This window comes from Pseudomonas profundi, from assembly GCF_008638305.1.
GTDB classification, from domain to species: Bacteria; Pseudomonadota; Gammaproteobacteria; order Pseudomonadales; family Pseudomonadaceae; genus Halopseudomonas; species Halopseudomonas profundi.
In genome coordinates this window covers 23,984-48,083 of the sequence record NZ_VTPZ01000015.1, presented here as the reverse complement: position 1 = coordinate 48,083, position 24,100 = coordinate 23,984, and the positions used below count along the sequence as shown (strand labels likewise).

The 24,100-nt window shown below is 58.7% G+C and carries 19 protein-coding genes; 13 read left to right on the top strand and 6 right to left on the bottom strand.

The genetic code is table 11. The features are described from left to right. Positions 1–2 precede the first annotated feature (2 nt). Genes FZE95_RS16930 through arsH form a run of 5 tightly spaced genes read left to right on the top strand, consistent with a single transcriptional unit; the run spans position 3 to position 3,947 of the window. Positions 3–497: an arsenate reductase ArsC gene (locus FZE95_RS16930; RefSeq protein ID WP_009876566.1), complete on the top strand. Its 495-nt coding sequence runs from the start codon at positions 3–5 to the stop codon at positions 495–497. A gap of 58 nt (positions 498–555) precedes the next feature. Then, the gene (arsB, locus tag FZE95_RS16925) at positions 556–1,578 is read left to right on the top strand and encodes an ACR3 family arsenite efflux transporter (RefSeq protein ID WP_009876565.1); all 1,023 of its coding nucleotides are present in this window, start codon (positions 556–558) and stop codon (positions 1,576–1,578) included. A gap of 2 nt (positions 1,579–1,580) precedes the next feature. Then, the gene (locus FZE95_RS16920) at positions 1,581–2,813 is read left to right on the top strand and encodes an MFS transporter (RefSeq protein WP_009876564.1); all 1,233 of its coding nucleotides are present in this window, start codon (positions 1,581–1,583) and stop codon (positions 2,811–2,813) included. Beyond that, the gene (arsC, locus tag FZE95_RS16915; RefSeq protein ID WP_009876563.1) at positions 2,810–3,232 is read left to right on the top strand and encodes an arsenate reductase (glutaredoxin); all 423 of its coding nucleotides are present in this window, start codon (positions 2,810–2,812) and stop codon (positions 3,230–3,232) included. The genes FZE95_RS16920 and arsC overlap by 4 nt, the downstream gene beginning before the upstream one ends. After that, positions 3,210–3,947, top strand: coding sequence for an arsenical resistance protein ArsH (arsH, locus tag FZE95_RS16910; RefSeq protein ID WP_009876562.1), 738 nt, complete (start codon positions 3,210–3,212; stop codon positions 3,945–3,947). The genes arsC and arsH overlap by 23 nt, the downstream gene beginning before the upstream one ends. A gap of 369 nt (positions 3,948–4,316) precedes the next feature. On the opposite strand, the gene FZE95_RS16905 is transcribed toward arsH, so the two are convergent. From FZE95_RS16905 to FZE95_RS16895, 3 genes are all read right to left on the bottom strand, one after another. Then, a complete protein-coding gene (locus FZE95_RS16905) occupies positions 4,317–4,730 on the bottom strand; it encodes a PA2817 family protein (RefSeq protein ID WP_150302057.1) in 414 nt (137 codons plus the stop codon). 108 nt (positions 4,731–4,838) lie between these two features. Next, positions 4,839–7,295, bottom strand: coding sequence for an acyl-CoA dehydrogenase (locus tag FZE95_RS16900; protein ID WP_150302063.1), 2,457 nt, complete (start codon positions 7,293–7,295; stop codon positions 4,839–4,841). A 180-nt stretch (positions 7,296–7,475) separates the two neighbouring features. Then, positions 7,476–8,789, bottom strand: coding sequence for a spinster family MFS transporter (locus FZE95_RS16895; protein WP_150302056.1), 1,314 nt, complete (start codon positions 8,787–8,789; stop codon positions 7,476–7,478). Positions 8,790–9,219: 430 nt separating this feature from the next. On the opposite strand from FZE95_RS16895, the gene FZE95_RS16890 reads away from it, so the two are divergent. From FZE95_RS16890 to queF, 3 genes are read left to right on the top strand one after another with little or no spacing between them, the layout of a single operon-like run. Continuing rightward, positions 9,220–10,152, top strand: a complete 933-nt coding sequence (locus FZE95_RS16890) for an ABC transporter ATP-binding protein (protein WP_150302055.1) — start codon at positions 9,220–9,222, stop codon at positions 10,150–10,152. Continuing rightward, the gene (locus tag FZE95_RS16885) at positions 10,152–10,928 is read left to right on the top strand and encodes an ABC transporter permease (RefSeq protein WP_150302054.1); all 777 of its coding nucleotides are present in this window, start codon (positions 10,152–10,154) and stop codon (positions 10,926–10,928) included. Before FZE95_RS16890 ends, FZE95_RS16885 begins: the two co-directional genes overlap by 1 nt. Positions 10,929–10,988: 60 nt before the next feature. Continuing rightward, positions 10,989–11,825 (top strand): NADPH-dependent 7-cyano-7-deazaguanine reductase QueF, encoded by an 837-nt coding sequence (gene queF / locus FZE95_RS16880; RefSeq protein ID WP_150302053.1) that lies wholly within the window; start codon positions 10,989–10,991, stop codon positions 11,823–11,825. 56 nt (positions 11,826–11,881) lie between these two features. Here queF and FZE95_RS16875 read toward each other — a convergent pair whose 3' ends face one another. Next, complete coding sequence (locus FZE95_RS16875) at positions 11,882–12,160, bottom strand: DUF4404 family protein (RefSeq protein ID WP_150302052.1); 279 nt, start codon at positions 12,158–12,160, stop codon at positions 11,882–11,884. A 542-nt stretch (positions 12,161–12,702) separates the two neighbouring features. On the opposite strand from FZE95_RS16875, the gene FZE95_RS16870 reads away from it, so the two are divergent. The 3 genes from FZE95_RS16870 (at position 12,703) to rssC (ending at position 15,270) form a co-directional block, all read left to right on the top strand. Beyond that, entirely contained in the window at positions 12,703–13,431 is a 729-nt protein-coding gene (locus FZE95_RS16870) for an MlaA family lipoprotein (protein WP_150302051.1), read from the top strand. Between the two features lie 163 nt (positions 13,432–13,594). Next, a complete protein-coding gene (locus tag FZE95_RS16865) occupies positions 13,595–14,785 on the top strand; it encodes a SpoIIE family protein phosphatase (protein WP_150302050.1) in 1,191 nt (396 codons plus the stop codon). Further along, positions 14,785–15,270 carry an anti-sigma factor antagonist RssC gene (gene rssC / locus FZE95_RS16860; protein ID WP_150302062.1) on the top strand — a complete coding sequence of 162 codons (486 nt, stop codon included), beginning with the start codon at positions 14,785–14,787 and terminating at the stop codon, positions 15,268–15,270. The genes FZE95_RS16865 and rssC overlap by 1 nt, the downstream gene beginning before the upstream one ends. On the opposite strand, the gene tal is transcribed toward rssC, so the two are convergent. Both tal and dusA read right to left on the bottom strand, forming a co-directional pair. Continuing rightward, positions 15,259–16,209, bottom strand: a complete 951-nt coding sequence (gene tal, locus FZE95_RS16855) for a transaldolase (RefSeq protein WP_150302049.1) — start codon at positions 16,207–16,209, stop codon at positions 15,259–15,261. The two genes, rssC and tal, sit on opposite strands and share 12 nt — an antisense overlap. 48 nt (positions 16,210–16,257) lie before the next feature. Continuing rightward, positions 16,258–17,292 (bottom strand): tRNA dihydrouridine(20/20a) synthase DusA, encoded by a 1,035-nt coding sequence (gene dusA / locus FZE95_RS16850; protein ID WP_150302048.1) that lies wholly within the window; start codon positions 17,290–17,292, stop codon positions 16,258–16,260. 543 nt (positions 17,293–17,835) lie between these two features. Between dusA and FZE95_RS16845 the strand changes: the two genes are divergently transcribed. After that, the gene (locus FZE95_RS16845) at positions 17,836–20,577 is read left to right on the top strand and encodes a bifunctional glycoside hydrolase 114/ polysaccharide deacetylase family protein (RefSeq protein ID WP_223825111.1); all 2,742 of its coding nucleotides are present in this window, start codon (positions 17,836–17,838) and stop codon (positions 20,575–20,577) included. Continuing rightward, positions 20,555–24,100 (top strand): tetratricopeptide repeat protein, encoded by a 3,546-nt coding sequence (locus tag FZE95_RS16840; RefSeq protein WP_150302046.1) that lies wholly within the window; start codon positions 20,555–20,557, stop codon positions 24,098–24,100. The genes FZE95_RS16845 and FZE95_RS16840 overlap by 23 nt, the downstream gene beginning before the upstream one ends.

Sequence of the window (24,100 nt, the reverse complement as noted above, 5' to 3'; positions counted from 1 at the left end):
CCATGACCGACACGATCTACAACGCATTGTTCATTTGCACGGGTAATTCCGCCCGCTCCATCCTTGCCGAAGGCATGCTCAACGAGCTGGGCAAGGGCCGCTTCCACGCTTATTCGGCGGGCAGTCACCCCAAGGGCGAGGTTCATCCGCTGGCACTTGCCACGCTGGAGCGGCTGCACCTGCCGACGACCGGCTACCGCAGCAAGAGCTGGGACGAGTTCGTGGCACCGGGTGCGCCGGTGTTCGACTTCATCTTTACAGTTTGCGACAACGCTGCTGGGGAGGCTTGCCCGCTGTGGCCGGGCAAGCCGGTGTCGGCGCATTGGGGCGTCCCTGATCCGGCAGCCGTCGAGGGCACTGAGGAGCAACAGCGCAAAGCGTTCCTCGACGCCGCGATCACGCTGCGCCGACGCATTGAACTGTTCCTGTCGCTGCCGCTCCAGCGCCTGGACGCCATGTCGTTGCAGCGCGAGCTGCGCGACATCGGCCGCCAGTAAGGGCGGCGCGATGACTACAGAAACCGAAGCGGCCGGTCACGCGCCGGCCGCATCTGCCATGAGCAGCTTCGAGCGCTATCTGACCCTGTGGGTGCTGCTGTGCATCGTTGCCGGCATCGCGCTGGGCCAGTTCGCGCCGGGCGCGTTCCAGGCCATTGGCCAGCTGGAAGTCGCCCAGGTCAACCTGCCGGTGGGCTTGCTGATCTGGGTGATGATCGTGCCGATGCTGCTGAAGGTGGACTTCGGCGCACTCGGCCAGGTCAGGCGACACTGGCGCGGCATCGGCGTCACGCTGTTTGTGAACTGGGCGGTCAAGCCGTTTTCGATGGCGCTGCTGGCGTGGATCTTCATCCGCCATGTCTTCGCACAGTGGCTGCCGGCCGGGCAGCTGGACAGCTACATCGCCGGGCTGATCCTGCTGGCCGCCGCGCCCTGCACGGCGATGGTGTTCGTGTGGAGCCGGCTGACCGGCGGCGATCCGGTGTTCACGCTGTCGCAGGTGGCGCTGAACGACACCATCATGGTGTTCGCCTTCGCGCCCGTCGTCGGCCTCCTGCTGGGCCTGTCGTCGATCATCGTGCCATGGGCCACGCTACTGGTGTCGGTCGCGCTCTACATCGTCATTCCTGTCATCCTCGCGCAGCTCTGGCGCCGGGCGCTGCTGCGCCGGGGTCAGGTTGCGTTCGACCGGGCGCTGGAACGTATTGGCCCGCTGTCGATCGCCGCGCTGCTACTGACGCTGGTGCTACTGTTCGCCTTTCAGGGAGAGGCCATTATCCGGCAACCGCTGGTGATCGCCATGCTGGCGGTGCCGATCCTGATCCAGGTGTTCTTCAATTCCGGGCTGGCGTACTGGCTCAACCGCAAGGTAGGCGAGAAGCACAGCATCGCCGGCCCCTCGGCACTGATCGGCGCGAGCAACTTCTTCGAGCTGGCCGTGGCCGCCGCCATCAGTCTGTTCGGCTTCCACTCGGGCGCGGCGCTGGCCACCGTGGTTGGCGTGCTGATCGAGGTGCCGGTGATGCTGCTGGTGGTGCGCGTGGTCAACCGCTCGCGCGGCTGGTACGAGCGCCAAGCGTAATCATGGACAACACCATCCCGCGCTCTCGCGGCTGGCTGATTCCCTCGCTCGGACTGACGCAGATCGTCGCGTGGGGGTCGATGTTCTACGCCTACGGCGTCCTGATGCAGCCCATGCAGGACGAACTCGGCCTGTCCAAGCCCGCCATCGTCGGGGCTTATTCGGTGGCCTTGCTGATCTCGGGACTGCTTTCGACCGCGGCCGGCAGCATCATCGACCGCATCGGTGGACGTCTGCTGATGGGAAGCGGCGCCTTGCTGGCCGCCGTCATGCTCGCGTGCCTCTCGCGGGTACACAACGCGACGGAGCTTTACCTCGTGTGGGCCGGTATCGGCGTGGCCATGAGCGCGACCTTGTACCAGCCGGCCTTCGCGGTCATCACGCAGGTCCATGGCAGCAACTATCGCCGGGCGATCACGCACCTGACGTTGTTCGGCGGTTTCGCCAGCACGGTATTCTGGCCGCTGACGCAAACGCTGTTGCAACACGTCGGCTGGCGCGAGGTCTGGTTGATCTATGCGGCCGCGAACCTGCTGATCTGCCTGCCCATCCATGCCAGCCTGCCAAAGGGACGCGGCCCGGCACACGGCACACCCCCAGCGCGGACGGAAACCCGATCCCGCAATCTCACCGCGGTCATGCGCGAACCGGTGTTCTATCTCGTCACGGCGGCTGTGACGCTGAATGCACTGGTGTTCGCGGCGATGTCGCTGCACATGATCCCAGTCTTGCAGGCACATGGCATCTCTGCCGCAAATGCGGCCTGGGTCGGTGCGCTGATCGGGCCAATGCAGGTACTCGGCCGTGTGGTGCAAGCCACGGTCGGCAAGCGGGCCAGCACGCGCCAGGTCGGCATGGCGGCCATCAGTCTGCTGCCGCTGTCATTGCTCCTGCTCTTTGCTTCCGAGCAGTGGCTGCCGGTGTATGTCGTGTTTGCCGCGCTCTACGGCATCGGCAATGGCGTCATGACGATCGTACGAGGCGCCTTGCCCGCCGAGCTGTACGGTCGGGCCGCTTATGGCGCCATCAGCGGCGCGATGGCGACACCCGTGCAGATCGCAGTGGCCGCCGGCCCCTTCGTGGCCTCGCTGCTGTATTCCGCCGGCAACGGCTATCCCGGCACGCTGCTGGCCCTGACCGGCATCAGCGCGGCGGGCGCGATCCTGTTCGGCTATGTGATCAGGCATCTGCGCCAGCAATCCATGCTTCTCTCGAACGAAGGCACCTCGACATGAGCCACATCACGATCTACCACAATCCCGATTGCGGCACGTCACGCAACGTCCTCAGCCTGATTCGCAACAGCGGCGAGGAACCGGCTGTCATCGAATATCTGAAGACACCGCCCGACCGCGACATGCTGAAGGCGCTGATCGCCGCGATGGGCATCCCGGTACGCGCGGTGCTGCGCGAGAAAGGCACGCCGTATGCGGAACTCGGCCTGGGAGATCAGAAGTGGAGCGACGAGCAATTGATCGACTTCATGCTCCAACATCCGATCCTCATCAACCGACCTATCGTGGTCACGCCGCTGGGCACGCGCCTGTGCCGCCCGTCGGAAACAGTGCTCGACATCCTGCCGCAACCGCAGCGCGGCGCGTTCAACAAGGAAGACGGCGAGCCGGTAGTGGATGTGGAGGGCCGTCGTGTCTGAATCCCGTCTCGACCTGCCGAACATCGACGCCGCATTGCTCCAGCCGCCGGACATGGAACGGCTACTGGCACCCGAACGTTCCACCCATGCGCCACGCTTCCTGCTGCTCTACGGCTCGCTGCGCGAACGCTCGTTTAGCCGACTGGCCGCCGAAGAGGCAGCCCGCGTGCTGCGGGCGTTGGGCGGCGAGACGCGGCTGTTCAACCCGTCGGGCCTGCCGCTGGTGGATGACGCGACCGAGGATCATCCCAAGGTCAGGGAACTGCGCGAACTCGCGCAGTGGGCCGAGGGTATGGTGTGGAGTTCGCCGGAGCGCCATGGCGCGATGTCCGGCCTGATGAAAACGCAGATCGACTGGATTCCGCTGTCAGTCGGCGCGGTGCGTCCGACTCAGGGCAAGACGCTGGCAGTGATGCAGGTGTCGGGCGGCTCGCAATCTTTCAATGCTGTCAATCAGATGCGCGTGCTGGGCCGCTGGATGCGGATGCTGACCGTCCCCAACCAGTCCTCGGTCGCCAAGGCGTATCAAGAATTCGATGAAGCGGGACGCATGAAACCGTCGGCCTACTACGACCGCATTGTGGACGTGATGGAGGAACTGATGAAGTTCACGCTGCTCACGCGCGATGCGTCGCCGTATCTGGTGGACAGGTATAGCGAGCGCAAGGAAAGCGCCGAGGCGTTGACCAAGCGCATGCAGCAGGCGGTAATCTGATAACCCCTGATTCCATTCGCCTATCGCCGCACGACGGCCTTGGCCACTGGAGGCCCCATTGCATCGCGACAGCATCGTAGGGCGGTGCGACTGCGAAAAGAGCAGTCCTTGGACTTCAATGGAAGTCGTTGGATGAACTTTGTTGCCGAGGGCGAAAAACAAGGCTATAATTCAGGCCTTCGCTGCTCACCACAGCGGAGAAAGTGATTGGGAAACAGAGACTTATCGCTCTAGTGCATGACTCGTTTCCCGCTCCAGATTCATCAAAAAAGCCGTCCATGTGACGGCTTTTTTGTGCCTGCGATTTGGCCTCAGGCTTCAGTCTTGAGCAGAGCAGAGCGCGTCTGTCGCGCCCGGCCCTGGGTCGGCTTAGTTCTGGCTCTGGCTGCTCAGAAGCAATTGCTTGGCCTGGGCCCAGTCAAAGGTTTCGCCACGCGCTTCAGCAGCGGCCTGGTGCTCGTCAAGCAGTTGGTACAGAGCGATCTCCTCATCTGGCATGAAGTGCAGACAATCACCGCCGAAATACCACAGCAGGTCGCGGGGAATCATGTGCGCGATCTGCGGATAGCGTGAAATGATCTGACAGATAATTTCCTGTCCTTGCTGCATCGCGTCGTCATTGCCTGCTTCGAGTTCGGTGATCAGTTCGTCGAAGCGCTCGAGGAAAAGGATGTTACTTTCCTCGGGGACTTGCTCCATCAGGACGGACTGGGCGCGCAGGGTATCGAACAGGCTTTTCAAAAGCGCCAGATGATAGGTGTGGTAGGGCAGTGAAGTGTTCATCGGTGTCTCCTAAACAAGCGCGAGAGTCTAGCAGAAGACGTGCAGGGTGAGTGCGGTGGGGCGCGTAAAGACGATGCCGGCACGCTGGCCGGCATCGTTCCGTAGGGCTCAGGTTTTGAGCGGAACCGAGGTATCATGCTGGGGGTTCATTTCCTCGGCAGAAAAGTCATCGACCTCGATCACCGCGCGTCTCGCGGCTATCGCAGCGCTGAGCTGTTCTGCCTCGGCTTCGTTGATCGTTCCGCTGGTTAAGGCAGCGGCCACCAGATCTTCCTGCCCGTCCCCTTCAATTTCACCTGCCTTGTTCGCCTTGCGCATGCGCGAGGTCAACGCGTCGGCGGCGATCACTTGCTCAAGCGTGCTGTTCAGCAGGCCGGTGACATCGTCAGGGTCGTTGCTGCGGTAGCAGCCCGCCAGCAGCCGGTCGCGCGACGCGCCGGGTATCATCAGGCGTCGGGCTATCTCTGCACCGGTCCGATCGCTGGGTGGAGCGAGGTGACGCCCCAGCGGGAATACCACGATGCGCAGCAGCACACCGGCTACCCGGTTCGGGAAATTGAGCAATATTTCATGCATGGATTGCTCGGTGCGCGCGAGGAGATCCTCAACGCCCCAGCGTACGAAGGGCAGATCCTCTTCGGGCGAGCCCTGGTCGTGGTAATGCTTGAGCGTGGCGCTGGCCAGATACAGGTTGCTCAACACATCGCCCAGCCGCGCCGAGAGCCGCTCACGGCGCTTCAGTTCACCGCCGAGCATCAGCATGGTGGTGTCCGCCAGCGTGGCGAATGCGGCAGCAAGGCGAGACAGCTGCTGGTAATAGCCTTTGGTCTCGGCGTTGCCGGGCGTTTTGGCCAGCATGCCACCGGTGAGTCCAAGCAGCAGACTGCTGGCGGCATTGCTCACGCCGAAGCCGACATGCTCGAACAGCAGTTTGTCGAAGCGACGAATCCCGCTGTTTACATCCGGATCCTGCGTGGCGGCCATTTCCTGCAGCAGGTACGGATGGCAGCGGATTGCCCCCTGCCCGAAAATCATCATGCTGCGGGTAAGGATGTTGGCACCCTCGACGGTGATCGAGATCGGTATCGACTGATAGGCGCGGCCCAGGTAGTTCTTGGGTCCCATGCAGATGCCCTTGCCGCCGTGCACATCCATCGCATCATTCAGGCATTGACGCATGCGCTCGGTCAGATGGTATTTGACCACTGCAGACAGGACCGATGGCTTTTCACCCTGATCGATGGCGCCAGCGGTCATGCGCCGCGCGGCGTCCATGACATAGGTGTTGCCGCCGATCCGGGCGAGGGCTTCCTGTACGCCTTCAAACTCACCTATAGACAGACCGAACTGCTGGCGAATGCGCGCGTAAGCGCCGGTGGTCATGCTGGCCATCTTGGCGGCGCCAGTGCTGCCAGCTGGCAGGGAGATGGAGCGGCCTACCGACAGGCAATTCATCAGCATGACCCAGCCCTGGCCGATCATGTCCTGTCCGCCAATCAGATACTCCATGGGGATGAACACATCGGTGCCGGAGTTTGGGCCGTTCATGAAGGCTGCGTTCAACGGGAAATGTCTGCGGCCGATCTCGACGCCGGGTGTTTCGGTTGGAATCAAAGCCAGCGAGATGCCGCGCTCTTCTTCTTCGCCTAGCAGGTGTTCAGGGTCGTATACCTTGAACGCCAACCCCAGCAATGTGGCTACCGGGCCAAGGGTGATATAGCGCTTTTCCCAGGTGACGCGCAGCCCCAGGGTTTGCTTGCCTTCCCAATCCCCCATGCAGACGATGCCTTTGTCGGGCATGGCTCCTGCGTCGGAACCCGCTTCAGGCGAGGTGAGGGCAAAGCAGGGTACTTCCTTGCCCGCTGCGAGGCGCGGCAGATAGTGCTTCTTCTGTTCGTCGGTGCCGTATTGCAACAGCAGCTCAGCGGGGCCGAGCGAATTGGGCACCATGACGGTAGAGCCGAGATCGCCGCTGCGGCTGGCAAGCTTCATGACAATCTGCGAATGGGCAAAGGCCGAGAAGCCTTTGCCGCCGTGTTCTTTAGGGATGATAAGCCCGAAGAAGCCGTTGTCCTTGATGAAATCCCACACATCCGGTGGCAGATCCTGAAAGGCCGTAGTGACTTCCCATTCCCGGGTCATGGTGCATAGCTGTTCGACCGGACCATCGATGAAGTTCTGCTCTTCCGTCGTCAGGGCCGGACGCGGGAACGCGTGCAGTTTGTTCCAGTCAGGACGACCATTGAACAGTTCGCCATCCCACCACACGGTGCCGGCTTCGAGTGCTTCCTGTTCGGTATCGGATATAGGCGGCAGCACTTTTCTGAACCAGTGGAAGGTCGGCGTACTGATGTTGGCGCGCCGCCAATCGGGAAGGTTCAGAGGTATTGCGATGCCGAGGAATACTACCCACAGAACCAGCATCAATAACCAGTGCGCGGGACTTAACACGGTCATCGCGAGCAGATAGACCGCGGTGGCTATGCAGCCATTCAGCAAGCCGCTGCGCACATGAGCCAGCACGGTTACGCAAAGTATCAGGCCGATGAGCCAAAGCAGGGTCACCATTTAGCGCTCCTTCGATTGAGAAATGTCCAGCAACCAGCATAGCTGTTTAAAGCGGAAGGGTCTGTTGGGGTTTGCGGTGATCGCGACCAAACATGATGCCCTTGGCGGGGACCGGACGATAGTAGAAGGAAAGCAGGGGGGCATTGCTGCCCCGAGCGGGCAGCAATGTATTGCAGATCAGCTTTCGAGGTTGGCGGTGTCTTGCTTGATAGTGCGACCTGCCAGGTAGTAGTGCGCAGCCGACCAGAAGTTGATGATGGCGGCGCCAAGCAGTGCGTAGCGCAGGCTGTCGTTCTCGAACCAGACGCGCATCAGGTCACTGACGATGCCGATAGCTTGCGGGCCAAGTCCCAGGCCGACCAGGTTGAGTACCAGCAGCATGATGGCCGATGCCAGCGCGCGGCTACGCAGTGGCGTCAGGCTCTGGATCATGGCGAAGCTGGGCCCCAGATAGAAGGCGCCGAGGAACACGGCAGGCATATAGGCGATCAGTGCCCACATGGTGCTGTCGATCAGATAGAAGGCGGCAATGAACGGGACAGACAGAAACTTGGCCAGGCCGACGATCCAGGCGTTCCAGCGCTGATCGCGCGCGGCAAGTCTGTCGGCGAGCATGCCGCCAACGAACGCTCCCACGCCGCCGATCACGCCCATTACCGGACCAAGAAACAGGCCGACTTCGCTCGCCGTCAGGCCGTGGCTGCGCATCAGAAAGGCAGGGCTCCAGATGATGCTGCCGTAACCGACCAGGCTGGTGAGGGTCAGGCCGAGCACCACGTGCCGAGTGGTACGCACCCGCCATAGCACCGCGAATCCTGCACGTACGTTGACTTTTCCCAGCGGCGGCGGCTTGACCCCGTCGGCGAACCCGCGCGGCGGTTCGATCATGGTGAAACGGACCAGTGCGGCAATCAGCAGACCGGGGAGGCCAACGACCAGGAACGCCGCGCGCCAGCCCCACCATTCGGTGACGAACCCGCCAACCAGGAAGCCGATCATGATGCCGAAGTACACACCAAGGGAGTAGATCGACATGGCACCGGAGCGTTTTTCCTTCGGATACAAATCCGATAGCATCGAGTGCGAAGGCGGGCTCGAACCGGCTTCACCGATACCAACACCGATCCGGGCGGCTGCCAGCTGCCAGAAATTCTGCGCCGCACCGCACAAGGCCGTCATGCCGCTCCAGATCGCGATGGACCAGGCAATGATGTTTCGGCGGTTGGAGCGGTCGGCAAATATTGCGATTGGAATGCCCAGCGTGGCATAGAACAAGGCAAATGCTATGCCTGACAGGAAGCCCAGCTGTGTATCAGAGAGCAGCAGGTCGGCTTTCAACGGTTCGATCAGGATGCCGACGATATTGCGGTCGACGTGGCTCGAGGTGTAGGCCGCGAGCAGTACTATTAACGCATAACGTCGGTAGGCGGGCGTGATGCGGCTGGCAACGTCATCCTGTTCTACTGCCGCTGATTCGGGCGTATTTGCCATCGGGCTCTCCATGGGCTGTTGTCTTTGTGCTAGGGTCTGTTGCCGTTTCGTCGCGAGCCGCGTTGNTTGTCTTTGTGCTAGGGTCTGTTGCCGTTTCGTCGCGAGCCGCGTTGCACGCAACCCGAAGGGACGGGGCCCGTTTAGCGCAGCACTGCGTTACTCGTCATTCATTTGGAACAACCAAACTTCACTTCTCGCGCCTTGTTCTGCACCAAACGGGCCTCCGTCGCGGCCGCGACGAAACGGCAACAGACCCTAGGAGCATACGGGCTGGCCGGAGGCATCGACAATTGACGAATGGCGGACATTTGTAGTGGTTTTGTAATCTCGAGACGCGTTGCGCAGATCATCGCCGTCTGGCGCAAGGTCTTGATTTTCCGGCGCGCGCCCCCATTATTAGCCATCGACTCTCAAGGCCGGAAACGTTTGCATGACCGCAGCTATAAGTATCAAGGGGCTGGAAAAAACCTACGGCAACGGTTTTACCGCCCTCAAAGGTATCGATCTGGAAGTGCAGCAAGGTGATTTCTTTGCCTTGCTGGGACCCAACGGGGCCGGGAAATCCACCACTATTGGCATTCTCTCATCGCTGGTTACCAAGTCAGCGGGCCGAGTCAGTGTTTTCGGTCATGACATCGATACTGACCTGATGGCGGCCAAGCGCTGCATTGGCGTTGTGCCGCAGGAATTCAATTTCAGCCAGTTCGAGAAGGCGATGGATATCCTGATCAATCAGGCCGGCTACTATGGCATCCCTGCCGGGGAAGCCGCGCAGCGCGCAGAAAAGTATCTCAAGCGCTTGAGCCTGTGGGATAAGCGTGATGTTGCATCGCGCATGCTTTCCGGGGGTATGAAGCGGCGGTTGATGATCGCCCGCGCGTTGATTCACGAACCGCGTCTGCTGATTCTGGATGAGCCGACCGCGGGGGTAGATATAGAGATTCGGCGTTCGATGTGGCAGTTCCTGCAGGAGATCAACGCCCAGGGAGTGACCATCATCCTCACCACGCATTACCTGGAAGAGGCCGAGCAGCTGTGCAAGAACATCGCGATTATCGATCAGGGCCGCATCATCTATAACACCAGCATGCGCCGTCTGCTCAAGGAGCTGCATGTCGAAACCTTCCTGCTCGATTGCCGTGAAACCCTGCAGGAAGCGCCCGTGCTGGATGCCTATCCATGCCGGCTGATCGATGAGCACACGCTGGAAGTGCAGATCGACAAGGCGCAGGGCATGAATGGTCTGTTCGCCGAATTGGCGGGGCAGGGTATCGAGGTGCTGAGTTTGCGTAACAAGAGCAACCGGCTCGAGGAGCTGTTCCTCAACCTGGTGGATGAAAATGCTGAAAAAGGAGCGGCCTGATGTCTCACTGGCGTAGCGGCTGGGTCGCTTTTGTCACCATCCTGTCAAAGGAAGTCCGGCGTTTTTCTCGCATCTGGCCGCAGACGCTGTTGCCGCCGGGCATCACCATGGCCCTGTACTTTGTCATTTTCGGCAATCTCATAGGCAGCCGTATCGGCGAGATGGATGGCTATCCTTACATCGACTACATCGTACCCGGGCTGATCATGATGTCAGTCATCACCAACAGCTACTCCAACGTAGTGTCGAGCTTTTTCAGTACCAAGTTTCAGCGCTCGATTGAGGAGCTGATGGTGGCGCCGGTATCACCGCACGTCATCCTGCTTGGCTATACCTTCGGTGGCGTAGCCCGGGGATTGGCAGTCGGATTGATTGTCACGCTGATGTCGCTGTTCTTCACGCGGTTGCAGGTGCAACACATTGGCCTGACTATCACGGTGGTGTTCTTTACATCGCTGGTCTTTGCGCTGGGCGGCTTCATCAATGCGACCTTCGCGCGCAACTTCGATGATATTTCGATAGTGCCGACCTTCGTGCTGACGCCTTTGACCTATCTGGGGGGCGTGTTCTATTCGATCAATATGCTGCCCGAATTCTGGCAGAAGGTGTCGCTGATCAATCCGATCTTGCACATGGTCAATGCTTTCCGCTATGGCATCCTCGGGGTATCGGACATCCACATTGGTGTAGCTCTGGTACTGATGCTGGTATTCGTAGCCGTGCTGTATTGCTTCAGTTACTGGTTGCTCAAACGCGGCATTGGGATGCGTCAGTAGCCTTGGCTGGCCGGGTGGACGGCGGCAGGGTATGCTGCCGGCCCGGCATGGAGAAAATGTATGAATGAGCATCCGGCAGAGCAATCGCCGCTTGGGAAATCAAGTGCTTACGTAAGTGTCTACACCCCATCTCTACTATTTCCGATTTCACGGCTGCCCAAGTGGCGTGAGCTTGGGCTTAATCCCGACGATCTGCCTTTCAATGGCGCGGACGTCTGGAACTGTTACGAGCTGTCCTGGCTCACGCCGTCGGGTAAGCCGGAAATAGCTGCTGCCGAGTTTATTTTTCCGATCACCGCTCAGCGTATTGTCGAATCAAAATCCTTCAAGCTGTACCTGAACTCGTTCAATCAGACGGTGTTCAGGGACCGGCACGAAGTGCTGCGTACGCTCGAGTCCGATCTGTCCGTAGCGGCGCAGGGGCCGGTACTGGTCAAGCTGTTGACGATGGATCAGTTGTACCGCGCCGGGATGGTCGAACTGCCAGGCGAATGTCTTGATGATCTAGTCGTGGACGTCGAGCAATACGAATATAATGCGGACCTCCTGACGCTGGCTCCGAATGCCAGACGCACCCGGGAGACGCTGTACACGCATCTGTTCAAGTCCAATTGCCCGGTGACGGGTCAGCCCGACTGGGGCAGTGTGATGATCAGTTATGCGGGAACCCGGGTGGACAGGAGGAGCCTGCTGAAGTACCTGTTGTCATTCCGTCAGCAGGCGGATTTCCACGAACAGTGTGTGGAGCGCATCTTCACCGATCTGTATACCTTACTGGGCAGTCGCTGCGAACTGACGGTATATGCTCGCTATGTACGGCGCGGCGGGTTGGATATCAATCCATACCGTTCTACCGAGCCGGGCCCACCAGACAACTTCCGTCTGGCCAGGCAATAAGCGGCCAGAGATTTATCAGCGAGCCCGGCGGTTGCTGGATGCCGGGCTGAATCGCCTCAGACGCCGATGTCCACTAGCGTTTGCATAACGCTGCGCAAGGTCGCGGCCGTGGTCGGGTGACGGGCTTCCAGCCGTTCGACCATCAAGTTGACCCCGTCCACCAGCGTTGGGTCAGCTTCAGCTTCCTCGTTAGCCTCTTTAGCTATCAATCTAGCTTTAATATTTGTTGCAAGTTGTTGAAGTGACTCGCGTTCTTCAGCCGACAAAGGCGCTTCGGGGTCACCCAGCATCTCCTCCAGTGATTCCAGTTGTTCTCTCAGGTGCTGCTCGGCCATCTTGACTACTCCTGCGTTGGCGGTCTTGTTTCACTATAACCTGTCTTTTCGGCCAGCGTCGCGCCGGCCGATCATGCCGGTTCGGTTTGCCGAGCGGATACCCCTTGCTATGCGCAGGCTATCAGGCGCCGGAATGGACCAGTGACGCTCGACTCCGAACTGTCCCGGTTCTTCGGTTTCAGGGCCGACGGGTTCGGCGTGTTCCCTATAGAATCAATGTTGAAAGTCAGGCGGCTGCGACAACCTCACCGGCATACGATCAGACCAGCATTGTCGGCGGATGATCTACGGCGCGCAGAAAATCAGTGAGAAGCATCTGCTCCTGTCCCTTCCTGGCTGAGTGCTCGGCCCCAGTTATTCGATTTTCGTTTCTTCAATATATTGGTCTGTCGCTCCGGGAGCGGTAATCTTTGCTTTATGGAGAGGCGGTTGTCATTTTCGCTTATGACGGGATTCACTTCTGCTTCGGTTATTTGAATTACAGTTCGCGGACCGCGGACCCCCTTGGCAGGCCAGGGTATCCCCGCAATTGGAGACGTTGAATGAACAAATTGAAGTCCGTTACCCCTTGGGCCCTGGCTTGCACAGCCTCGCTTTTGTGTATTACATCGGCGTCCGCGCAGGAAGGCTACGATGATTACGCTGACGAATATACCAACCCGGATCCATGGGAACCCTTCAATCGTGTGGTTTTTCGCTTCAACGACACGATAGATACCTACACGCTCAAACCCTTGGCCAAGGGATATAACGCGGTCATGCCTGAGTTTCTCGACGACGGCGTTACCAATGTGTTCAGTAACCTCGGCGAGCCCAGAAATCTGGTCAATAACACCTTGCAAGGGAAATTTCATGATGCAAGCGTGGATCTCTCCCGGTTTTTGCTGAATTCGACCCTGGGTGTGGTGGGCATTTTTGACGTCGCCACTCGCATGGGTTTGCAGCGCAATGACGAAGACCTGGGGCAGACCATCGGTAGCTGGGGTACGCCAAGCGGTCCCTATGTGGTTTTGCCCTTGCTTGGCCCCTCGACTGTGCGTGATGCCGGTTCACGCGTGCCCGAGAGTTTCATCGGATACACCTATACGGGTCAGGTCGATCATGTCCCAACGCGCAATACTGCATTGGGTACCGACATACTGGATACCCGGGCGGCATTGTTGAGTCAGGAGAGGCTGATCCGTGGTGATCGTTACGCCTTTATTCGCAATGCCTTTCTGCAAAATCGTGAGTACCGCGTGCGTGACGGGGAGGTGGTGGACGAATTCTGAGATGCGAAAGCTGTGCACTCGGTTTTCGTCGCCTGGCAGCGGTTGCCTGGCGCATTGGATGGGAGTACTGTTTGCCCCTTGAAAGCGTCAGGGAATCCTGACACGGCACACACCCTGTGGCTGTGGGACTCACCTTGTACCATGGTATTGACGTAGGGACTCTATGCAGCTTCCTGGCACGACTTTGCTGGTAATTGATGACGACGATGCAGCGCGTCAGCACGTTACCGGTTATCTTGAAAACAGCGGCTTTGATGTATTGCAGGCAAGCCAAGCGGAGCAGGGCCTTCAACTGTTCGCAAAACACAGGCCGGAGCTTGTCCTGTGCGATCTGCATATCGAAGATATGTGCGGTTTCGAACTGATTCGCCAGCTTATCGAAGATGCGCCTGACACCCCTGTTATCGTAGTGTCTGCTGCGGGCATTATGGACGACGTAGTCGAAGCATTGCGCGTCGGTGCCAGCGATTATCTGATCAAACCTTTCACTGACCTGGCGGTGCTTGACCATGCGGTCCAGCGCTCGCTTGATCGTGCGCGCCTGAGGGTCGAGAATCAGCGCATTCGCGAGCGCCTCGAACGGGCCAACCACGAACTCGAGAATCATTTGCAGGAGCTCAAGGATGATCAGGCCGCCGGACGGCAGGTCCAGCTGAACATGTTGCCGGCCAGCCCCTGGTCCAGTGGTCAGTATCGACTGGAACACCGGATTATCCCTTCTCTGTATCTGTCGGGTGACTTCGTTGATTATTTCCGGGTATCTGAGACCCAGCTCGCATTTTACCTGGCGGATGTTTCCGGACACGGTGCTTCTTCAGCCTTCGTTACGGTCCTGCTCAAGTTCATGACAACGCGTCTGTTGTACGAGCAACGTCGACAGGAAACCAGCGGGCCGATTGCGTTCCAGCCTTCGGATGTTCTTGGGCATATCAACCGCAGTCTGATCAGCTGCAAGCTCGGCAAGCATGTCACGATGCTTGGCGGGGTCATTGACGAAACCTCTCATACGCTGACTTACAGCATTGGCGGGCATCTGCCGTTGCCGATACTTTACATTGATGGCAAGGCGGAATATCTGCAGGGAAAAGGCCGGCCTGTCGGTCTGTTCGATGACGCAGTGTACGATAATTATCAGATCAGCCTGCCTGAGCATTTTAGCCTTACGCTGTGCTCTGACGGAGTGCTGGATTGTCTGGAAGGGGCTACCCTTAGGGAAAAGGAAGCTCGCTTGCCCGGTCTTGTCGAGCAGGCTGAAGGCGAATTTTCCACGATTTTGGCCGAACTTGGCCTGGTACCCGGCCAAGCGATGCCGGATGATATTTCCCTACTGGTGCTAAGCAGGAACCCGAGATGATGACTACTGGCAAGATCCAGTTCGCGGAGTCGGAGGGCACCTTTGTTCTCAAGTTCATAGGTGACGTACGCCTGACCTTGTGCGCAGCGCTTGATGCTTATATCGAGAAGATTTTCAGCGCCCTCAGTTTCGACTCGATCATCATCGACCTGACAGAAACGGAAAATATCGACAGCACCTCGTTGGGTCTGCTGGCAAAACTATCCAATCTGTCCAGACAGAAGGTGGGTTTGTTGCCGACGCTGGTGTCCAACCACGAAGATATGAACCGGCTGTTGCAGAGCATGGGTTTCGACCAGGTGTTCAACATCCTGTCGGAAGGCGCGCCTACCATAGTGGAGCTGGAAGATCTGCCCGGACAGGTGCTTTCAGAGGAGGTCGTGAAGGACAAGGTTCTCGAGGCGCATCGGATCCTGATGAACCTCAACGATCATAACCGCGAGGCCTTCCGTGACCTCGTCAGCACACTTGAATCAGGCAACTGATCCTGCTCGCTCGGCCATTAGTCGTTCCAACTTGATCTGATCCGCAGCAAATGCACGAATGCCCTCGGCCAGTTTCTCGGTAGCCATGGCATCTTCATTGTGCGACCAGCGGAAGTCGGGCTCGTTGAGCACTATCCGCGGCTCGCCCGCGCCGGCTTCAAGCAAGCTCGAACGGGTCAGGTCGCCTTGCTCTTCTGACAGCTGTTGCAGCAGGGCAGGGCTGATAGTCAGGCGGTCGCAACCCGCCAAAGCCTCGATCTGACCGACATTGCGGAAGCTGGCTCCCATCACCACGGTTTCGTACATGTGCTGCTTGAAGTAGCGATAGATACGCGCAACCGACTGCACCCCCGGGTCGTCCTGGCCGGTATAGTCCCGCTGTTCGTGCTGCTTGTACCAGTCATAGATACGGCCCACGAACGGCGATATCAAATACACGCCTGCATCTGCGCACGCCTGGGCCTGGGCGAAGGAAAATAGCAGGGTCAGGTTGCACTGAATACCTTCTTTCTCCAGCTCGGCAGCGGCCTGAATGCCTTCCCAGGTCGAGGCGATCTTGATCAGCACGCGGTCCCGGGTGACGCCAGCTTCTTCGTAGCGCTGAATAATCCGTCGCGCCTTGTCGAGCGTCGCTTCGCGATCAAAGGAGAGTCGCGCGTCCACTTCGGTGGATACTCTGCCGGGAATAAGCTTGAGGATTTCGCAGCCAATGGCCACGGCAAAGTGGTCGCAAGCGTCGCTGGCACGGTCAGCACTATCAACCGATTGCGTCACTGCCTGCTCGAGCATGCCGCTGTATTCGGCCTGGCTGGCAGCCTTGAGCATCAGTGACGGGTTGGTGGTCGCATCGACCGGTTGCAGGGTTCGAATGGCATTGATGTCGCCGGTGTCGGCGACAATCTGAGTGAGCTTCTTGAGGCTGTCTAGTTTGCTGGTCATGGACGTTTCCGCGAGAGACGAATATGCCTTGACCTTACCCCATGGCGATTAGGCGGAGCAATCCCGCGGCACGAGCCACTGTGACATCTCGTCGATCAATCGATCATAGAGCGCAAGGGGTTGGTCGGTACGGTGTAGGGAGCTGCTTAGCTCGCGGCGGAAATGCCGGGCTCCGGGCAGGCCCTGGAATAGTCCGAGCATATGTCGGGTGATGTGATTCATCATTCCGCCACGCTCAAGATGCCGCTCAATATAAGGGCGCATCGCGGTCAGCACGTCGATCCGGCAAGGGACGGGGCGATCATCACCATAAAAAAGACGATCCACTTCAGCCATGAGATAAGGATTGTGATAGGCCTCGCGCCCAACCATTACGCCATCCATGTGCTGCAACTGCTCGGTCATTGTCTCAAGCTGGCTCAGGCCGCCGTTGATAATGATTTCAAGGGCAGGAAAGTCCCTTTTAAGCTGGTGCACGACCTCATAGCGCAGGGGCGGGATATCACGGTTTTCCTTGGGCGAAAGCCCTTCGAGAATCGCGATACGTGCATGGACAATGAAGGTTTCGCATCCCGCCTCGTGCACCTGTCCGACAAAGTCACACAGCTCGTCATAGCTGTCCCGCCCGTTGATACCAATGCGGTGTTTGACCGTAATGGGTAGCTCACAGGCATCTTTCATCGCCTTGACGCCTTCTGACACCAACTCAGGACGAGCCATCAGGCAGGCGCCGATCAGGTTGTTCTGAACACGGTCGCTGGGGCAGCCAACGTTGAGGTTTACCTCGGCAAAACCGGCACCGTGCGCCAATGCGGCGCAGGTCGCCAACTCCTGCGCATTGCTACCGCCCAGTTGCAGCGCCAGCGGTTGTTCTTCGGGGTTATACCCGAGGAACCGTTCGCGATCACCATGAATCACTGCTCCGGTGGTCACCATCTCGGTATAGAGCAGCGCGTGCCGGCTGATCAGCCTGGCGAAGTAACGGTAATGACGGTCAGACCAGTCCATCATCGGCGCTACGCAGAAGCGGCGGGACGGTCCCGGGTGGTTAATGGTTGGCTCGATCGAGGTTTCCAGGGGCATTTCGTGAAGCCTGCTAAGGATATGACCGGAGTCGACATTGGCAGTGCCAGCGACGTGGTTCAGTTGTGGTGCTGCGTCTGAATAGACGCCAGGGCCGCTAGTGTATCAGCAATGGGGTTTTTTTCCTCGCACGGGGGGCGTCTGGATGGGTGTGTTCAGCCCATTGAAATATCAGCATTTTTTTATAGCGCTAGCCGTTCCACGCCAGCCGGCTAGCGGAGGTTGGCATCATTTTGATGCCATTGAATCATCCGGCAGCCGAACGGTGGTGAATATGTGAACCAGTTCCCAAAGCCCGTGTAGTGGGGCTTACAAGAATAGGATTCAAAATATTTCATGATTTTTAGCCAAATTTTGAACTGTTGCTGGTATTTTGACATCTATGCTTGAGCGGTATCGAGATGGGTAGTTTATTGGCGCCTGCTCTCGCTCGGGCGTGAGTGAAAATGCTTTCAGACCAATCACAGATCAACAAAAGGCACGGCAATGGAAAGGCGGTTACGCCAGGGACGATCCGGCTTATGGGTCGGAACGCTATTCGTTATGTGTTTAGCCTCGCTGTCCATTCGAGCTGAACCACTCGCTCCGGCGAGTATTGGCTTCTGGTACGGCGATCGTCCCCCCCTGTCAGAACTGGTGCAGTTCGATTGGTTGGTTGTTGAGCCGGAGCATTTCAAAGCCGAAGACGTATCCTTTATTCGCAGCCAGGGATCGCAGCCCTTCGCATACTTGTCTGTCGGCGAACTGGATCCGCATGATGCCGACAAAAATCCAGAGCTTCGGGAATACGCTTCTTCAACACGCAATGCAGCCTGGGACAGTCAGGTCATGGACCTGACTGTCCCAGGCTGGCGTGATCACTTGATGGCTGAGGCCGGAAACTTCTACGAACAGGGATACACAGGTTTATTCCTCGATACATTAGACAGCTTTACGCTGCTACCTGAGGCCGAGCGAAAGGCCCAAAGAGACGCGCTGGTCGAGTTGCTGATCGGCATGAAAAAGCGCTTCCCGCATCTCCAGCTGGTTTTTAACCGCGGTTTTGAAGTGATAGGTGATGTCGGCGATAGCGTCGCAGCTGTCGCGGCGGAGTCGTTTTACCAGGGGTGGGATGCCAGCACGCAACGTTATCGAAAGGTGCCTGAGCTGGATCGACAATGGTTGATCGATCAGCTCGAACCATTGCGCCAGCGTGGCGTTCCGATTATCGCTATTGATTACCTGCCACCACATCGTCGTGACGAAGCACGCAAACTGGCCAAACGGCTGCATGATGAAGGCTATGTTCCCTTTGTAAGCACCCCCGAACTCGACTACCTGGGTATCAGCAATGTGGAGGTTCAGCCGCGCCGCATCGCCATGCTTTATGATCCGCGCGAAGGTACCCTGGATCAAAGCTCCGGTCATCTATTGCTCGGCGGATTATTGGAGCATCTTGGCTACCGCGTGGATTATCTGCCTGTGGATGGCACGCTGCCGATGAACCGGGGTATTGGTTTTTATGCGGGCATCGTCGTGTGGATGACAAGCGGCGTGCCGTTGCCCTCCGACAATTTCCATGGTTGGATTACGGCGCGACTGGACGAGAAAGTCCCCCTGGCGTTCATGGCAGGCTTGCCGGTCGAGGATGCTGCGTTGCTGCGTCGGCTCGGATTGCGCCGAACCGACGATATCGTGCATACCGGCGCGGAAATCGCCGAGCACGATGCCGAGTTGCTGGGTCAATTCGAGGCGCCACTAGCGCCCCGTACCCGCGGTCTTGTTCCGGTCTCCGTACGAGGGCAAGAAGCCAGAGCCGCGCTGTTGATACGCGATGGCTCCGGCACCCAGTATGCGCCGGTGGTCGTCGCAGATTGGGGCGGCATGGCCTTGGATCCCTACGTTCTGGAAGAGGGCGGCGAAACCCGCCGATGGATTCTCGACCCTTTCGAATTCCTTCAGCGGACCTTGCGCCTGGCACCTATCCCGGCGCCCGACGTCACTACCGAAAATGGTCGGCGTATTGCCACGGTACATATCGACGGCGACGGGTTTCCATCCCGCGCAGAGATACCTGGCACGCCTTTCGCCGGTCAGAAGGTTCTGGATGCCTTTATCAGGCCCTACCCATTGCTCACTTCCGTATCGATAGTGGAAGGGGAGGTCAGCTCCGCTGGCGCCTTTCCTGAACTAGCGGACGAGCTGGAACCTATCGCCAGGGAGATCCTTGCCGAAAAGCGGGTAGAAGTGGCTTCTCATTCATTCAGCCATCCTTTCTTCTGGCAACCGGAAGTAGCGAGTAAGCGGGAGGGGTTTAATCCGGAGTACGGGCTCCATATGGAAATTCCCGGCTATGAAAAGCTGGATTTCAAGCGAGAAATCATCGGTTCGACGCAATACATCAACCAACAGCTTGCCCCCCCTGGAAAGCCGGTAAAAGTAATGTTCTGGAGCGGTGATGCGATGCCGGACGCCGAGACGTTGCGCCTGACGTATAACGCAGGCCTGCTCAACGTCAATGGCGGGACGACCAAGCTGACCTACGCCGAGCCTTCGCTGACCGGCCTGTATCCCTTGCTGCGACCTACTGCCGGCGGCCTGCATGTGTATGCACCGATTATCAACGAGAACGTTTATACCAATCTGTGGCATGGCCCCTATTACGGATTCCGCGGCGTCATCGAAACCTTTGAGTTGACCGATGCGCCGCGCAGATTCCGTGGTCTGCATCTGTACTACCATTTTTATTCCGGAACCAAGCAGGCTTCGATCAAGGTCATGGATGAGATCTACCAGTACATGCTCGAACAGGAGCCGATATCGCTCTGGATGAGCGATTACTTGCAACGCGTGTTTGGACTGCATGACGCCTCGCTGGGGCTGGCTGTAGACGGCTCATGGCATATACGCGCCATGCGAGGGCTGCGCACCGTGCGGCTTGATCCTGCGCTCGGTTGGCCCGACCTGCGGCAATCCTCCGGGGTCGCTGGCGTGCGTGATCTGCCCCAGGGACGCTATGTTCATCTCAGTGGCGATCGCGCCCGGTTGGTGCTTCGTTCCGAGCGGGACCCGACACCCGCGCTTGAAGAGGCAAACGTTCCCTTGCTGCAGTGGGAGTACCTTGATAAAGGCAGGGTGCGCTTTGGCTTTGCTGGTGAGTTTCCGGTCAGTTTCTCAGTACGTTCAGCCAAGCCTTGCAAGGTAAGCGCCGGCGGCACACGTCACACCGGTCGCGCTGTACAGGATCTCTGGCAGTTCGATTTCGACACCAGCGAGGTCAGCGATGCGCTACTCCTCTGCGACTAAGCCGGTACGGCTATTGCGGTTTCGTACATTGGCGCTGGCCGGAGTCGCTGTGTTGGTGTTGCTGGTATTGGTGCTCGCCAAGGAAGAAGACTTTCTGCCAGATGGCCGGGGTGCAGATGCCGTATCCGCCAGTTATGCCGAATTGATGCTTGCTCATAGTCCCGAGGCAACACAGCTGCGTCAGGAGCTGGTGCAGTTACTCATCGACCTGAATCAGTACGATAGAGCGCGGTTTCATTTGCTTGAATGGCAACAAACCGAGCCACTGCTGGCGGACTTTTTTCGCTTGGTAATCGACGCGCAAACGGCGATGCAGCTTGACCAAACCGATCGGATTCGCGCCGTTCAGAATCAGTTGCCTGCCTTTGATCGGAGCCGGTTACCGACGTCACGCCTGCTTACACTGGCGCAGTTGGCGCTCAGCTTCGAGCAACCCTGGCTGGCTGCGGATATCTATTACGAACTTGCCCAGGCGCAGCCCGATCATCGGAGCGAATATCTCGAAGCGGCAGCGCAGTGGTATCAGGCGAGCAACCAGCCTCGCAGGGCCAGCGAAATGTATCTGGTCCTGCTGGAAGAAAATCGCTATCCGGAAAAACGTTTGGGTTTTGTTCGCAAGGCCTACTCGACGATGCTCGAGATCGGGCGGGAAGAGGATGCGACCTTGATGTTGGTCGCCGAGCTTGAGCAATTGACTACCTCGTCGCCTGACCGACTGTGGTTAGAGCAGGGCCGCAATGTAGCGTTGTCGATCGCGAGACTGGATCTCGCGGCCCCGATCGTTGAGCGCTGGCGGCAGCTTCATCCGCGGGATCCCGACGCGGTCCAGGCTTCCTTTGATTTCGCCCTCGCCTCCGGGGACATGTCGGCCGCCTGGGATTCGGGAAGTCAACTTTTGCTGCTGCGCCCGGATGATGCTGAGCTGAAACGTCAGATGGCTAAAGTCGCCGAGTGGAATGGTCTCAACTCCGAGGCTTTGACGTTGTGGATCTCCTATCTTCGACTACGTCCCGATACGCAGCTACAGGATTACGTCTGGCGTCGGGCGTTCCAGATTTTCGATTTCGAGCGTGGCCTGCCGCTGCTTACCGAGCTGACGGACAAACGACAGCTAAGCGATGAGGAGCTCGATGCATTGATTTACGCGCATGAGTCCCGTGGAACCCCGGCAAAGGCTGAAGAGTGGTTAAGAAACTATCTGCAAGCCTACCCTGAACACCGACTGGGGTGGGTCCGGTTGATCCAGAATCTCGAGAACACCTTGCAATATGAGGCGGAAGCTGAGACCTGGCAGGCCATGGCAGAGCAGTTCCAGCTGAGCGCTGCGGAACGCGTCGAGTGGGCCGGCGTGCACTGGCGGCTGTATCAACCGGATCATGCCTGGCATGTTCTGGATATTGACACCGATGGCATAGTCGACGCCGATTACTGGCGTACCCGCGCCGGGTTGGCGTGGGAGCTGGAACGCGACGACCAGCTGCAGCATGCATACGAGACCATGCGACAAAGGAATATTGATCTGTTCTTCAGCGAAGAGTCGGAGCTGATTGAGCTCTATAGACTCGAATCCCCGCGCAAGGCGCTGAGCCTCATGGTCGCCGGCTGGCGCAGCCACCGACGGGCAGAGCGTCTGGTGGGCGCATTGGAACTGGCCGAGACCTATAGCAATTTTGAGCTGGTCGCAGAGTTGCTGGCTGACGCAAAAGGTGATCCGGCAGTGGCGAATCTGCCTACGGTGATGCTTGCCCGGGGCTCGTTGGCTGTACATGAGAATCGTCTTGACGATGCAGAGCGAATCTATCGATTGGGCACCAAGCGCTCGCCAGCGGTGGCCGTATTCCGTGAGCGTCTCATATGGTTTCTGATTGACCACGGGCGCACAGATGAGTTGGCTGAGCTGCTGCAAGAGTGGCGCATCGTTGCGCTGAAGTCTGGTGACCTGTGGCTGCCCTTCGCTGCGGGCAATCAAATGCTCGGGCGTTACGATCAGGCGCTGGCCTGGTATCACTTCTATCTGAGAGGGCAACCGGACGATCTACTGGTCAGAGCTGCCTATGCCGACGCGCTGGAGGGCGCAGGACGACTCGATCAGGCGCTACGGTTGCGCAAATCCCTCGTTGCCCGGTTCGAAGACGAGACCTTGGCAGAATCGCCGGAACGCTACGCGACCTGGCTGCGCCTGGTTGCCAGCACCCGATCGGGGCTGCATGCCCAGCAGTTGGCGGCCAGCAATCGTGGTGCCGATACCTTGATGCTGCAGGTCTGGTTTGACCGGGTACTGGCGCAGCTGGACGAGTCGAATCAGGAGGTGGCCAAGGATCAATGGCTGGCATGGGCCCGCGGGCGCGGCCTGAAGATTGATCGCTATGAACAACTGCAGCAGGGGTTACGCCAGTACAACCGTGACATGTTGGAGCGAGCGCTGGTCAGCAACGAGTTTGACCCGGTCCAGGAAACCGGCGCCTTGAGTTTGCTGCGACGCAACAGTCATGCACTGGGTAGCGCGTTGAGCCAGCTCGGCAGTAATCCGTCCCCCGTTATTAATAATCCTCTGCGCTTGATGGCCACCGACCTTCTAGAACAGGAGCCCCAGGGTATTCGATTGGGGTGGTTCCGCCGGGATTTCGGCGATCTCGAACTCACAGGTCCAGAGTTGCTGATGGCACGTCATCTTAACGACACCTGGTATGCCAGTCTTAAGCTCAGCCGCGATCGTTACCAGGCTGTCAGCTTGAATGAAAGCCTGCTGGGAACCGAGACCAATGCATTCGCGACGCTGCAGCGGCCGCTCGATAACGGGCGTTTCTCGATCATGCTGGACAGCAGCTCGCGCCGGGATCATGACCGTCATGGCCTGGGCGTATCGCGTCAGTGGCAGTTAAGCGCGCGGGACGAAGTGGAACTGGGTCTGGATTGGCAGCGCGAAAGTCAGGACAGCGGGCTGATGCGGGCTCTGGGACAGGCGGATTCGCTCTGGTTGGCTGGCAGCCACGGTTTTTCGGCACGCGACCAGCTGTCCTGGTGGGTTGCCCATAGAGCATTTTCCACTCGCTCCGGTGAAAGCCTAGGTGAAGGAGAAGCCGTGAATCTCGAATTCAACCAGGTTCAGCAGTTTCGGGGGCCCACCTGGACCACGCGGGTTGGCGTCGATTATCAGAACAATCGGTTACGCGATATATCCCTGGCTGAGGCCGGCGGCCTGCTGACCTTTGACGAACCAGTGACCGAAGATCTTCTGCAAAGTCGCTATGGCCGTGTGTATGTGGGCAGCACCCTGAGGCGCGGGATGCCGGGCGCGCTGAATCGGACCGAGCCGCAATTGACCTGGTTGGTTGATGTTCAGGCTGGCTGGGAATGGACAGAGAGCGAATTTACCTACGGTATTTCCACCGGTGTAGGTACTGGTGTCGTGGGAGATGACGAACTGGCGATAACCCTGGGTTATCAGTCTACGCCGCGGGGCAGTGACGGATCATCAGGCGGGTCGTTGGGAATAACTTACAGCCGGCGTTTCGGACGCTGA